This is a genomic window from Cupriavidus sp. KK10, from assembly GCF_018223725.1.
Taxonomy (GTDB): Bacteria; Pseudomonadota; Gammaproteobacteria; order Burkholderiales; family Burkholderiaceae; genus Cupriavidus; species Cupriavidus necator.
Genome location: NZ_CP073677.1, coordinates 6,381,914 through 6,396,517 on the forward strand (window position 1 = coordinate 6,381,914; position 14,604 = coordinate 6,396,517).

7 protein-coding genes are annotated in these 14,604 nt (G+C 63.1%); 1 reads left to right on the plus strand and 6 read right to left on the minus strand.

Annotation, left to right across the window (positions count from 1 at the left end; all coding sequences use genetic code 11):
* Positions 1–29: 29 nt before the first annotated feature.
* From fusA to rpoB, 6 genes are all read right to left on the minus strand, one after another.
* Complete coding sequence (fusA, locus tag KB879_RS29795) at positions 30–2,138, minus strand: elongation factor G (protein ID WP_013958257.1); 2,109 nt, start codon at positions 2,136–2,138, stop codon at positions 30–32.
* Positions 2,139–2,255: 117 nt separating this feature from the next.
* Complete coding sequence (rpsG, locus tag KB879_RS29800) at positions 2,256–2,726, minus strand: 30S ribosomal protein S7 (protein ID WP_010810459.1); 471 nt, start codon at positions 2,724–2,726, stop codon at positions 2,256–2,258.
* A 225-nt stretch (positions 2,727–2,951) separates the two neighbouring features.
* Positions 2,952–3,329 (minus strand): 30S ribosomal protein S12, encoded by a 378-nt coding sequence (gene rpsL, locus KB879_RS29805; protein WP_010810460.1) that lies wholly within the window; start codon positions 3,327–3,329, stop codon positions 2,952–2,954.
* A gap of 349 nt (positions 3,330–3,678) precedes the next feature.
* Positions 3,679–5,526, minus strand: coding sequence for a DNA helicase RecQ (gene recQ, locus KB879_RS29810; RefSeq protein WP_041228215.1), 1,848 nt, complete (start codon positions 5,524–5,526; stop codon positions 3,679–3,681).
* Between the two features lie 186 nt (positions 5,527–5,712).
* Positions 5,713–9,960 carry a DNA-directed RNA polymerase subunit beta' gene (rpoC, locus tag KB879_RS29815; RefSeq protein ID WP_013958259.1) on the minus strand — a complete coding sequence of 1,416 codons (4,248 nt, stop codon included), beginning with the start codon at positions 9,958–9,960 and terminating at the stop codon, positions 5,713–5,715.
* Between the two features lie 125 nt (positions 9,961–10,085).
* The gene (gene rpoB / locus KB879_RS29820) at positions 10,086–14,192 is read right to left on the minus strand and encodes a DNA-directed RNA polymerase subunit beta (protein ID WP_013958260.1); all 4,107 of its coding nucleotides are present in this window, start codon (positions 14,190–14,192) and stop codon (positions 10,086–10,088) included.
* On the opposite strand from rpoB, the gene KB879_RS29825 reads away from it, so the two are divergent.
* Positions 14,073–14,453 carry a hypothetical protein gene (locus KB879_RS29825; protein ID WP_162097553.1) on the plus strand — a complete coding sequence of 127 codons (381 nt, stop codon included), beginning with the start codon at positions 14,073–14,075 and terminating at the stop codon, positions 14,451–14,453. The two genes, rpoB and KB879_RS29825, sit on opposite strands and share 120 nt — an antisense overlap.
* The last annotated feature ends 151 nt before the right edge of the window (positions 14,454–14,604 follow it).

Genomic DNA, 14,604 nt, shown 5'->3' on the forward strand with positions numbered 1-14,604 from the left:
CCACGCGGGGTGCGGCGGCAAACAGCTTATTACTTGCCCTTGGCCGTCATCACGGCTTCGGCGATGTTCTTCGGTGCTTCAGCGTAGTGCTTGAATTCCATGGTGTACGTGGCGCGGCCTTGCGTGGCCGAGCGCAGCGACGTGGAATAACCGAACATTTCCGACAGCGGGACTTCGGCCTTGATGATCTTGCCGCCGCCCACCATGTCGTCCATGCCCTGCACGATGCCGCGGCGGGACGACAGGTCGCCCATCACGGTACCCGTGTAGTCTTCCGGCGTTTCCACTTCCACGGCCATCATCGGCTCAAGCAGAACCGGGCTGGCCTTGCGCATGGCTTCCTTGAAAGCCATCGAGCCGGCCATGCGGAACGCGTTTTCGTTCGAGTCCACGTCGTGGTACGAACCGAACGTCAGCGTGACCTTCACGTCTACCACCGGGAAGCCAGCCAGGATGCCGTTCGGCAGCGTGTCGACGATACCCTTTTCGACCGCCGGGATGTATTCGCGAGGAATCACACCGCCCTTGATGGCGTCGATGAACTCGAAGCCCTTGCCCGGCTCTTGCGGTTCCAGCGTGATCACAGCGTGACCGTACTGGCCGCGGCCGCCCGACTGCTTGACGAACTTGCCCTCGACGCCTTCGGCCGTCTTGCGAATGGTTTCGCGGTAGGCCACCTGCGGCGCGCCGATGTTGGCTTCCACGCCGAATTCGCGCTTCATGCGGTCGACCAGAATTTCGAGGTGGAGCTCGCCCATGCCCGAAATGATGGTCTGACCCGATTCTTCATCGGTACGCACGCGGAACGACGGATCTTCAGCGGCCAGGCGGTTCAGGGCGATGCCCATCTTTTCCTGGTCAGCCTTGGTCTTCGGCTCGACAGCCTGCGAGATCACCGGCTCCGGGAACACCATGCGCTCGAGCACGATCGGTGCAGCCGGATCGCACAGCGTGTCGCCCGTGGTGGCGTCCTTCAGACCCACTGCAGCGGCGATGTCGCCGGCCAGCACTTCCTTGATTTCTTCGCGTTGGTTGGCATGCATCTGCAGAATACGGCCCAGGCGCTCCTTCTTGCTCTTGACCGGGTTGTACACGGTGTCGCCCGAATTGATCTTGCCCGAGTAGACGCGGAAGAAGATCAGCTGACCAACGAACGGGTCGGTCATGATCTTGAACGCCAGTGCCGAGAACTTTTCGTTGTCGTCAGCCTTGCGCTCGAGCTTCTTCTCGCTGTCGTCCTCGTCCGTGCCCGTAACCGGCGGAATGTCGACCGGCGACGGCAGGAAGTCGATCACGGCGTCGAGCATACGCTGCACGCCCTTGTTCTTGAACGCGGTGCCGCACAGCATCGGCTGGATTTCGCAGGCGATGGTACGGTCACGCAACGCCTTGACGATCTCGGCGCGGGTCAGCTCTTCGCCGCCCAGGTACTTTTCCATCAGCTCTTCGCTGGCTTCGGCGGCGGACTCGACCATCTTCTCGCGCCATTCTTCAGCGGTGGCTTGCAGCTCAGCCGGGATGTCCTGGTATTCGAACTTCACGCCCTGGCTGGCTTCGTCCCAAATGATCGCCTTCATTTCCAGCAGATCGACGACGCCCTGGAAGCCGTCTTCAGCGCCGATCGGCACCACGACGGGCACCGGGTTGGCCTTCAGGCGGGTCTTCAGCTGGTCGTAGACCTTGAAGAAGTTCGCGCCGGTACGGTCCATCTTGTTGACGAATGCCAGACGCGGCACGCGGTACTTGTTGGCCTGACGCCAGACGGTTTCCGACTGCGGCTGCACGCCACCCACTGCGCAGTACACCATGCACGCGCCGTCCAGCACGCGCATGGAACGCTCCACCTCGATGGTGAAGTCCACGTGGCCCGGGGTGTCGATGATGTTGAAGCGATGCTCGGGGTAGTTGCCGGCCATGCCCTTCCAGAAGGCGGTGGTCGCAGCAGACGTGATGGTGATGCCGCGCTCCTGCTCCTGCTCCATCCAGTCCATGGTGGCCGCGCCATCATGCACTTCACCGATCTTGTGGTTCACACCGGTGTAGAACAGGATCCGCTCGGTCGTGGTGGTTTTACCCGCGTCAATGTGAGCCGAAATACCGATGTTACGGTAGCGCTCAATAGGAGTCTTACGAGCCACTTTAATCCTCTATTCGTCCGTGAGGCGCCGGCATCTCATGGCCCGCGCCCCTAACACAAACGGGCGAGATGTGTAAAAACACAGCCCGCCCGGCAACCAACAAACGCTATCGCGCGCTTAGAAGCGGAAATGCGAGAACGCCTTGTTGGCTTCGGCCATGCGGTGCACTTCGTCGCGCTTCTTCATTGCGCCGCCACGGCCTTCCGATGCTTCCAGCAGCTCACCTGCCAGGCGCAGCGCCATCGACTTCTCGCTGCGTTTCTTCGCGGCCTCGCGCAGCCAACGCATCGCCAATGCCAGACGACGCGACGGACGGACTTCGACCGGAACCTGATAGTTGGCGCCGCCCACGCGACGGCTCTTCACTTCCACCACCGGCTTCACGTTGTTGATGGCAACGGAGAACACTTCGATGGGGGCCTTGCCTGCCTTCTTTTCGATCTGGTCGAACGCGCCATAGACGATACGTTCGGCAACCGACTTCTTGCCGTCCAGCATCAGCACGTTCATAAACTTGGCAACTTCAACGTTGCCGAACTTCGGATCAGGCAGAACATCCCGCTTGGGGACTTCACGACGACGTGGCATCTTCTTTCCTTTAGATTCAGTTGAGAGCGCGGTCAGTTTTTCCCGCTCTCCGGCCACCAACTAGCTTGCATGCGATAGACAGCAAATTCGCCGGGTGACCACTTACTCGACGGCACGGTTGCCAAAAAGGCGCTCCGTTGTACCGCCGCCTGGTGACAGCACCATGACTCGCGCCACAGGCTATCGTTTGTTGCTTCGGGTCTTTCCGACCCAGGCTGCTTAAGCTTAGGCTGCCTTCGGACGCTTCGCGCCGTACTTCGAACGAGCCTGCTTGCGGTCCTTCACGCCTTGCAAGTCGAGCGAGCCACGGACGATGTGGTAACGCACACCCGGCAAATCCTTCACACGGCCGCCGCGGATCAGCACGACCGAGTGTTCCTGCAGGTTGTGGCCTTCACCGCCGATGTACGAAATGACTTCGAAACCGTTGGTCAGGCGCACCTTGGCAACCTTACGCAGTGCCGAGTTCGGCTTCTTCGGCGTCGTGGTGTACACGCGGGTGCACACGCCACGGCGCTGGGGGCAGTTCTCAAGCGCCGGGCTCTTGCTCTTGACGACTTCAGAGACGCGCGGCTTGCGAACCAGTTGGTTGATAGTTGGCATTGTTCAATCCAGCTTGGTTTGACGAAAAACGCCACTCGCACCGGCATGCGCCAGGATGGAGAGGCAACTACGGGTTTTGGGCGGGAGAGGTGAGCGGACGCGCTCTGGAGACGGGACTGTGCGGTAACAGCATGCCAAAGAGCGCGAGCCGGCACCCGGATCCCGCGTCTGCCGCCACCGGTCCATGGAAACCCAGTCCGGAAGGCTTGCCGGCAGCGGCCTAAAGGCCACTTGTCCGACGGGCGAGCGAAATCCAAAGCCAAAAACTCGAATCTGGCATCCTAGCAGGGGAATCGTATACCGTCAAGCCGTATACCCTTTCCGGGACGCGCTGACGCTGCCCTCCCGCTCAGACCCCGCGGAGCGCTTCCAGGATGGACTGCCCGTAGCGCTCAAGCTTGGAGGCACCAATCCCGGGAATGCCCTGCATCGCCGACAGGGATCCCGGCGCGGTCCGGGCCAGCTCCGCCAGCGTTGCATCGTGGAAGATGACATAGGCCGGCACCCCGTGCTCACGCGCGGCCTCGGTGCGCCAGCGGCGCAGCGCCTCCCAGTTGGCCAGCATGTCGGCATCCATGTCCGCGGTGTGGTCGGTGCGGGTGCCGCGTGCGGCACGCTCGCCGGACTTGCCCGGCTTGGTGGCCTGGCGACGCAAGATGATCTGGCGCTCGCCCTTGAGCACCGCGCGCGCGTCCTCGCCCAGCAGCAGCGCGCCATGGCCGCCATGGTCGATGGTCAGCAGCCCCTGGGCGATCAGCTGGCGGAACACCGTATGCCATTCATGCACCGAGCGGTCCTTGCCGATGCCGAAGGTGGACACCTTGTCGTGCCCCCACTGGCGGATCTTCTCCGAGCTGTTGCCGCGCAGCACGTCAATCAGGTGGGTGGCGCCGAAGTGAACCCGGCTCGCCTGGGCAGTGCGGTACACGCACGACAGCGCCATCTGCGCCTCACGCGTGCCGTCCCAGGTCGCCGGCGGCTCCAGACAGGTATCGCAGTTACCGCAGGGTTCGCTGGCCTCGTTGAAATACGCCAGGATGCGCACGCGCCGGCAGCCCGCGGTCTCGCACAGGCCCAGCAGCGCATCGAGCTTGGACGACGACACGCGCTTGAAGGCCTCGTCCGCCTCGGACTCGTCGATCATGCGCTTCTGCTGCACCACGTCGCCCAGGCCGTAGGCCATCCAGGCATTGGCCGGCAGGCCGTCGCGGCCGGCGCGCCCGGTTTCCTGGTAGTAGCCTTCCATGCTCTTGGGCAGGTCCAGGTGGGCGACAAAGCGCACGTCGGGCTTGTCGATGCCCATGCCGAAGGCGATCGTCGCCACCATCACCAGCCCTTCTTCCTCGCGGAAGCGCGCCTGGTGGTGCTGGCGCACCTGGGCATCCATGCCGGCGTGGTAGCCCAGCGCATTGATGCCCTGCCCGCTCAGCCACTGTGCCGTGTCTTCCACCTTCTTGCGCGACAGGCAATAGACGATGCCGCTGTCATGGGTGCCGTCGGCCGCGGTGTGCTCGGCCTTGATGAAGGCCAGCAGCTGCTGGCGCGCATTGTCCTTCTCGACGATGCGGTAGCGGATATTGGGCCGGTCGAAGCTGGAGATGAAGACGCGGGCGTTGTCCAGCGCCAGGCGCTCGATGATCTCATTGCGCGTGAGTGCGTCGGCCGTTGCCGTCAGCGCGATGCGCGGCACGTACGGGAAGCGCTCATGCAGCACCGACAACTGGATGTACTCGGGGCGGAAGTCGTGGCCCCACTGCGACACGCAGTGCGCTTCGTCGATGGCAAAGAGCCCGACCCGAATGCGCTCGAGCAAGTCCTGGAAGCGCGGCGTCATCAGCCGTTCCGGCGCCACGTAGAGGATCTCGATGCGCCCGGCCAGCAGGTCGCGCTCGACCGCCGAGGCCTCGGCCCCGGTCAGCGTCGAATTGAGCACCGCGGCGCGCACGCCGGCTTCGGTCAGTGCCGCGACCTGGTCCTGCATCAGCGCGATCAACGGCGACACCACGATGCCGACGCCGTCGCCGGCACGCTGGCGCAGCAGCGCCGGGATCTGGTAGCACAGCGACTTGCCGCCGCCGGTTGGCATCAGCACCAGGCAGTCGCCGCCCGTCGCAACGTGGTCGATGATCTCGGCCTGGCGCCCACGGAAGGCGTGGTAGCCGAACACATCTTTGAGGATCGCCAGCGCGTGCGACATAGACAACGGAATTGCTGAAGCCGGAAAAGCCGTAACCATACCACTAAGGGACCCGGCTTCAGCGACCGCAGGGCAAACTCTGCGACGTTTCTCACGAAAGCAAACGCCGCGTGCAGACGAAAAAAAAGCCCGGCTGGATCAGCCGGGCTTTCGGGCCGCCTTGCGGCGGCAAACAGCTTACTGCGATCAGACGTTGTCGCCTTCGCCTTCGGTCGTCGCCTGCACCACCGGCGCCGGCTCGATGAAGAGCGACTGCTCTTCTTCGGCGATCGCCTGGGCGCGTTCGCGCTCGGAGGCCTCGCGCGCCTTGCGGGCGCGGTGGTAGGCCAGGCCGGTACCGGCCGGGATCAGACGGCCGACGATCACGTTTTCCTTCAGACCACGCAGGTCGTCGGTCTTGCCCATGATCGCGGCTTCGGTCAGCACGCGCGTGGTTTCCTGGAACGATGCCGCCGAGATGAAGCTGTCGGTCGACAGCGACGCCTTGGTAATACCCAGCAGCAGGTTCTCGTACGTGGCCGGACGCTTGCCTTCGGCGATCACGCGGTCGTTCTCGTCGAGCAGTTCCGAACGCTCCACCTGTTCACCCGGGATGAACTTGGTGTCGCCGACATCGGCGATCTGCACGCGGCGCAGCATCTGACGAACAATCACTTCGATGTGCTTGTCGTTGATCTTCACGCCCTGCAGACGGTACACGTCCTGGACTTCGTCCACGATGTAGTGCGCCAGCTCTTCGATGCCCTTCAGGCGCAGGATGTCGTGCGGGTCCGCCGGACCTTCCACGATCATTTCGCCCTTGTTCACCACCTGGCCGTCGTGCACCAGCACCTGCTTTTCCTTCGCGATCAGGAACTCGTGGGCATTGCCGTCCAGGTCGGTAATGACCAGACGCTGCTTGCCCTTGGTGTCCTTGCCGAACGAGGTCGTGCCGGTGACTTCCGCCAGCACGGCGGCGTCCTTCGGCGAACGCGCTTCGAACAGCTCGGCCACACGCGGCAGACCACCGGTAATGTCGCGGGTCTTCTGCGATTCGGTCGGGATACGCGCGAGCACTTCACCCACGTGCACCTGCTGGCCATCCTTCACGGTAATCAGCGCGCCGACCTGGAAGCCGATGGTCACGGAATGGTCCGTGCCCGGGATCTTCACTTCCTGGCCGCTGGCGTCGAGCAGCTTCACCTGCGGGCGGATGCCCTTGGTTGCAGCCGTGCGGCGCTTGGCGTCGATCACCACCAGGGTCGACAGGCCGGTGACTTCGTCCATCTGCTTGGCGACGGTCACGCCTTCTTCGACGTTCTCGAACTTGGTCGTGCCGGTGTATTCCGAAACGATCGGGCGAGTCAGCGCGTCCCACGTGGCCAGCTGCGTGCCAGCCTTGATGGCCTGGCCGTCCTGCACCAGCAGCGTGGCGCCGTACGGGATCTTGTGGCGTTCGCGCTCGCGGCCGTGGTCGTCGGTGATCAGCGCCTCGCCCGAACGCGAGATGACGATCAGTTCGCCCTTCGCATTGGTGACGTAACGCATGGTCGCCGTGAAACGCACGGTACCGGTTGCCTTGGCTTCCACGCTCGACGCCACTGCCGCACGCGATGCCGCACCACCGATGTGGAACGTACGCATGGTCAGCTGCGTGCCCGGCTCACCGATCGACTGGGCGGCAATCACGCCAACCGCTTCGCCGGAGTTCACCAGCACGCCGCGGCCCAGGTCGCGGCCGTAGCACTTGCCGCACAGGCCGTAGCGCGTGTCGCACGACAGCGGGGTGCGGACCTTGACTTCGTCCACGCCGATGTTGTCGATCAGCTCAACCAGGTCTTCATCCAGCAGCGTGCCGGCTTCGATCGCGGTTTCCTGGGTTTCAGGGTTCACCACGTCGGCCACGGTCACACGGCCGAGGATACGGTCGCGCAGGGCTTCGATCACTTCACCGCCTTCGACCAGGGCCTTCATGGCCACGCCGTTGGAGGTGCCGCAATCGTCTTCCACCACAACCAGATCCTGCGTCACGTCGACCAGACGACGGGTCAGGTAACCCGAGTTCGCGGTCTTCAGTGCCGTATCGGCCAGGCCCTTACGTGCGCCGTGGGTCGAGATGAAGTACTGCAGAACGTTCAGGCCTTCACGGAAGTTCGCCGTGATCGGCGTTTCAATGATCGAGCCGTCCGGCTTTGCCATCAGGCCACGCATACCGGCCAGCTGGCGGATCTGCGCGGCGGAACCCCGTGCGCCCGAGTCGGCCATCATGTAGATGGAGTTGAACGACTCTTGCTTCACGGTCTTGCCTTCGCGGTCGACCACGTCTTCGTGCTGGAGCTGCTCCATCATCGCCTTGCCCACCTGGTCGCCGGCGGCGCCCCAGATGTCCACGACGTTGTTGTAGCGTTCCTGGTCGGTCACCAGACCCGACATGTACTGCTTGTCGTATTCCTTCACCTTGGCCGAGGCCTCGGCGATGATCTTTTCCTTCTGCGGCGGCACCAGCATGTCGTCGATGGCGATCGAGATACCGGCGCGGGTTGCCAGGCGGAAGCCCGACTGCAGCAGCTTGTCGGCGAAGATCACGGTCTCGCGCAGACCGCACTTGCGGAACGCGGTGTTGATCAGGCGCGAGATTTCCTTCTTCTTGAGCGGCTTGTTCAGCACCGAGAACGGCAGGCCCTTGGGCAGGATCTCGGACAGGATCGCGCGGCCGACCGTGGTGGCCTGCAGCGTGATCTTGGGTGCGAAACGGGCGTCGCCCTCGGCGTCCTTGTCGACCAGCTCATACTCGGTGATACGCACGTTCACGCGCGAAGCCAGTTCGACTTCCTTGTTCTCGTAGGCGCGGATCACTTCGCTGATGTCGGCAAAGGTCATGCCCTCGCCGCGGCCGTTGATCTTGTCGCGGGTCGTGTAGTACAGACCCAGCACCACGTCTTGCGACGGCACGATCGACGGGTCGCCGTTGGCCGGGAACAGCACGTTGTTGGAAGCCAGCATCAGCGTGCGAGCTTCCATCTGCGCTTCCAGCGACAGCGGGACGTGAACAGCCATCTGGTCACCGTCGAAGTCGGCGTTGAACGCCGCGCAGACCAGCGGGTGCAGCTGGATGGCCTTGCCTTCGATCAGCACCGGCTCGAACGCCTGGATACCCAGGCGGTGCAGCGTCGGCGCACGGTTCAGCATCACCGGGTGCTCGCGGATCACCTCTTCGAGGATGTCCCACACCACCGGGGTCTGGCTTTCCACTTCCTTCTTCGCCGCCTTGATGGTGGTGGCGATGCCCATCGTTTCCAGCTTGTGGAAGATGAAGGGCTTGAACAGCTCGAGCGCCATCAGCTTGGGCAGGCCGCACTGGTGCAGCTTGAGGGTCGGGCCCACCACGATGACCGAACGGCCCGAGTAGTCGACGCGCTTGCCCAGCAGGTTCTGACGGAAACGGCCGCCCTTGCCCTTGATCATTTCAGCCAGGGACTTCAGCGGACGCTTGTTGGCGCCAGTCATCGCCTTGCCGCGACGGCCGTTGTCCAGCAGCGAGTCAACCGCTTCCTGCAGCATGCGCTTTTCGTTGCGCACGATGATTTCAGGCGCCTTCAGCTCCAGCAGGCGCTTGAGGCGGTTGTTACGGTTGATGACGCGGCGATACAGGTCGTTCAGGTCCGAGGTCGCGAAGCGGCCGCCGTCCAGCGGCACCAGCGGGCGCAGCTCGGGCGGCAGCACCGGCAGCACTTCGAGGATCATCCACTCGGGCTTGATGCCCGAACGCTGGAAGGCCTCGAGCACCTTCAGGCGCTTGGCGAACTTCTTGATCTTGGCTTCGGAGCCGGTGGCCTGCAGCTCGGCGCGGATCTGTTCGATCTGCTTCTCGATGTCGATGCCGCGCAGCAGCTCACGGATGCCCTCGGCACCCATCATGGCGACGAACTCGCCCTCGCCGTACTCGTCGCACTTCGCCAGGTAGTCGTCTTCGGACATGATCTGGCTCTTCTTGAGCGGGGTCATGCCGGGTTCGATCACCACGAATGCTTCAAAGTACAGCACGCGCTCGATGTCGCGCAGCGTCATGTCCAGGACCATGCCCAGGCGCGACGGCAGCGACTTCAGGAACCAGATGTGCGCGGTCGGCGCGGCCAGTTCGATGTGGCCCATGCGCTCGCGGCGCACCTTGGCCAGCGTCACTTCAACGCCGCACTTCTCGCAGATCACGCCACGGTGCTTCAGGCGCTTGTACTTGCCGCACAGGCACTCGTAGTCCTTGATCGGGCCAAAGATCTTGGCGCAGAACAGGCCGTCGCGTTCCGGCTTGAAGGTACGGTAGTTGATCGTTTCCGGCTTCTTGACTTCGCCGTACGACCACGAACGGATCTTCTCGGGCGAGGCCAAGCCGATCTTGATCGCGTCGAACTGCTCTTCCTGCTGTACCTGCTTAAAGAGATCGAGCAATGCTTTCATTGCAACTCCTTGTTTCGCCACCGCCCCGGATTTGGTCCGGGTCGATGGCATTCATCCTGTGGGAAATCCTTCGCCTGTAGTGTCGACGGGGAACCGGCCGCAACCGGCTCCCCTCACCTGCCCGATCAGTAGCGATCGAGGTCGATGTCGATACCCAGCGAGCGGATTTCCTTCACCAGCACGTTGAACGATTCCGGCATGCCGGCATCGATCGAGTGCTCGCCCTTGACGATGTTCTCGTACACCTTGGTACGGCCGTTCACGTCATCGGACTTGACCGTCAGCATTTCCTGCAGCACGTACGACGCGCCGTAGGCTTCCAGTGCCCAAACTTCCATCTCACCGAAACGCTGGCCACCGAACTGGGCTTTACCACCCAGCGGCTGCTGCGTCACCAGCGAGTACGGGCCGGTGGAACGCGCGTGCATCTTGTCATCGACCAGGTGGTGCAGCTTCAGCATGTGCATCACACCCAGCGTGACCGGACGCTCGAACGCCTCGCCGGTGCGGCCGTCGAACAGCGTGACCTGCTGCTTGGAAGCCGTCAGGCCCTTCTCCTTCGCGATCTCTTCCGGATAGGCGAGGTCCAGCATGCGGCGGATTTCGTCCTCATGCGCACCATCGAACACCGGCGTCGCGAACGGCACGCCCTTCTTCAGGTTCTCGGCCAGTTCCAGGACTTCCGAATCCGACAGGCTGTCGAGGTCTTCGACCTTGCCGCTCTCGTTGTAGATCTGCGTGAGCAGCTTGCGCACTTCGGCTGCCTTGGCTTGCGCCTTCAGCATGTTGCCGATGCGCTCGCCCAGACCGCGCGCGGCCCAGCCCAGGTGGGTCTCGAGAATCTGACCCACGTTCATCCGCGAAGGCACGCCCAGCGGATTCAGCACGATGTCGGCAGGCGTGCCGTCGGCCATGTAGGGCATGTCTTCGATCGGAGTGATCTTGGACACGACACCCTTGTTGCCGTGACGGCCTGCCATCTTGTCGCCAGGCTGCAGGCGGCGCTTGACGGCCAGGTACACCTTGACCATCTTGATCACGCCCGGCGGCAGTTCGTCGCCCTGCGTGAGCTTCTTGCGCTTCTCTTCGAAGGCCAGGTCGAACTCGTGGCGCTTCTGCTCGATGGCTTCCTTGACGGCTTCCAGCTGGGCAGCCAGTTCCTCGTCGGCCGGACGGATGTCGAACCAGTGGTACCTGTCGATGTCCGCCAGGTATTCCTTGGTGATCTTGGCACCCTTGGCCAGCTTCTTCGGACCGCCGTTGACGGTCTTGTCGATGAGCAGGCGCTCCAGACGCTGGAACGCGTCGCCTTCCACGATACGCAGCTGGTCGTTCAGGTCCAGGCGGTAGCGCTTCAGTTCGTCGTCGATGATCGACTGGGCACGCTTGTCGCGCGTCACGCCTTCGCGGGTGAAGACCTGGACGTCGATCACGATGCCGCTCATGCCCGACGGCACGCGCAGCGAGGTGTCCTTCACGTCCGAAGCCTTCTCGCCGAAGATCGCGCGCAGCAGCTTCTCTTCCGGGGTCAGCTGGGTCTCGCCCTTCGGCGTGACCTTGCCCACCAGCACGTCACCGGCTTCGACTTCAGCGCCGATGTAGGTGATGCCCGACTCGTCCAGGCGAGCCAGCTGGGCCTCGGCCAGGTTCGAGATATCGCGCGTGATTTCTTCCGGTCCCAGCTTGGTGTCGCGGGCAACGACCGACAGTTCCTCGATGTGGATCGAGGTATAGCGGTCTTCGGCCACCACACGCTCCGAGATCAGGATCGAATCCTCGAAGTTGTAGCCGTTCCACGGCATGAACGCCACCAGCATGTTCTGGCCCAGGGCCAGTTCACCCAGGTCGGTCGAGGCGCCGTCGGCGATCACATCGTTGCGGGCAACGATATCGCCAACCTTGACCATCGGACGCTGGTTGATGTTGGTGTTCTGGTTCGAGCGCGTGTACTTGATCAGGTTGTAGATGTCCACGCCGACTTCACCGGCAACGGCTTCGTCGTCGTTCACGCGGATCACGATACGCATCGCGTCGACGTAGTCGACCACGCCGCCACGCATCGCCTGCACGGCCGTACCCGAGTCGACCGCAACGGTACGCTCGATGCCGGTGCCGACCAGCGGCTTGTCCGGACGCAGGCAAGGCACGGCCTGGCGCTGCATGTTGGCGCCCATCAGTGCACGGTTCGCGTCATCGTGTTCCAGGAACGGCACCAGCGAGGCAGCGGCCGACACGATCTGCGACGGTGCCACGTCGATGTACTGCACGCGGTCCGGCGTGACCATGCGGGTTTCACGCTCGGAGCCTTCACGCGCCGACACCAGTTCGTCGGTCAGGTTGCCCTCGGCGTCAACGGTCGCGTTAGCCTGCGCCACCACGTACTTGCCTTCCTCGATCGCGGACAGGTAGTCGACCTGGTCGGTCAGCTTGCTGTCGACCACCTTGCGGTACGGCGTTTCCAGGAAGCCGTATTCGTTCAGGCGGGCATACAGTGCCAGCGAGTTGATCAGACCAATGTTCGGACCTTCCGGCGTTTCGATCGGGCACACGCGGCCATAGTGGGTCGGGTGCACGTCACGGACTTCAAAGCCGGCGCGCTCGCGCGTCAGACCGCCCGGGCCCAGTGCGGAGACACGGCGCTTGTGCGTGATCTCGGACAGCGGGTTGGTCTGGTCCATGAACTGCGACAGCTGCGACGAACCGAAGAACTCGCGGATCGCCGACGAGATCGGCTTCGAGTTGATCAGGTCGTGCGGCATCAGGTTCTCGGTCTCGGCCTGGCCCAGACGTTCCTTGACGGCACGCTCCACGCGCGACAGGCCGGCGCGGAACTGGTTTTCGGCCAGTTCGCCGACGCAACGCACGCGACGGTTGCCCAGGTGGTCGATGTCATCGACCTCGCCCTTGCCGTTGCGCAGGTTGACCAGGATCTTGATAGTCTCGAGGATGTCCTCGTCCTGCAACACCATGGCGCCTTCGCCGGTGGGGCGGCCCAGGCGGCTGTTGACCTTCATGCGGCCAACGCGCGACAGGTCGTACGACTCTTCGCTGTAGAACAAGCGCTGGAACAGCGCTTCCACGGCTTCCTCGGTCGGCGGCTCGCCCGGGCGCATCATGCGGTAGATCGCGATACGCGCAGCGGTCTGGTCGGCGGTCTCGTCCACGCGCAGGGTCTGCGACATGTACGGGCCCTGGTCCAGGTCGTTGGTGTACAGGGTCTGGATCTGCTTGACGCCGGCTTCGCGCAGGTTTTCCAGCAGCGTTTCGGTGAGCTCGTCGTTGGCGTTGGCAATCACCTCGCCGGTATCCGGGTCGATGATGTTCTTGGCCAGCACGCGGCCCAGCAGGTAGTCTTCCGGCACGCTGATCAGCTTGGTGCCGGCCGAATCCAGGTCGCGGATGTGCTTGGCGTTGATCCGCTTGTCTTTCTCGACCACCACGCGGCCGTTCTTGTCGGCGATGTCGAAGCGCGCGACTTCACCGCGCAGGCGCTCGGGCACGAACTCCAGCTGCGCGCCTTCGGCCTGCAGCGTGAAGTTGTCGAACACGAAGAAGTGCGCGAGGATCTGTTCCGGGGTCAGGCCGATCGACTTCAGCAGGATCGTCACCGGCATCTTGCGGCGGCGGTCGACGCGGAAGTACAAGATGTCCTTCGGGTCGAACTCGAAGTCCAGCCACGAACCGCGGTAGGGGATGATACGTGCCGAGAACAGCAGCTTGCCCGAGCTGTGGGTCTTGCCCTTGTCGTGCTCGAAGAACACGCCCGGCGAGCGGTGCAGCTGCGAGACGATGACACGCTCGGTGCCGTTGATGACGAACGAACCCGTGGAAGTCATCAGCGGGATTTCGCCCATGTAGACTTCCTGCTCCTTCACTTCCTTGACCTTGCCAGGATTCTCGCGATCGTTGATGATCAGGCGAACCTTGGCGCGCAGCGCCGAGTGGAAGGTCAGGCCACGCTGTTGACATTCCTTGACGTCGAACGGCGGGTTGGACAGGTGATACGAGACGAACTCCATACGGGCAAGCCCGTTATGCGAGGAGATCGGGAAGATTGCGTTGAAAGCGGCCTGGAGGCCTTCGGTCTTGCGACGCGCGGTCGGCGTTTCCGCTTGCAAGAACTGAGTGTAGGATTCAATCTGGGTGGCAAGCAGGAATGGAACCTGATGTACCGTCGCGCGCTTCGCAAAACTTTTGCGAATGCGCTTCTTTTCGGTGAAGCTGTACGCCATGGGATCTCCGAATCATCGCAGGGCTGGCTGGACCTGGCCGGACCTGAGGTGTTCAGCGACTGGGAGGGGATTTGGCGGTTGGCCGCTACCAACCTCTGGCTGACGGTGTCCGCACGCTGCGGGCGGTGTGGTCGTCGCATCAAGCGCAACGCCTGTACTCGCCCGGGGGACACCCGACCAAACTTGTCTTCTGCAGTCGGTTCAGAAGACAAACATCAGCAGCAACCCCTTAGTGTGCCACTGATGTTTGGCCTCTGCTGAGACTCCGGCATGCCCAAAGGCACCGGGGCTCGCAAACATCACTTTTTCACGCGAAGAGTGCTCCTCAAAACACTTTCGCACAAGCGCAAAAAGGCTGGCGCCGGGAATTTCCCTTTGCCAGCCCCATCCGCGTGCCGGAAGGGCACGCGAG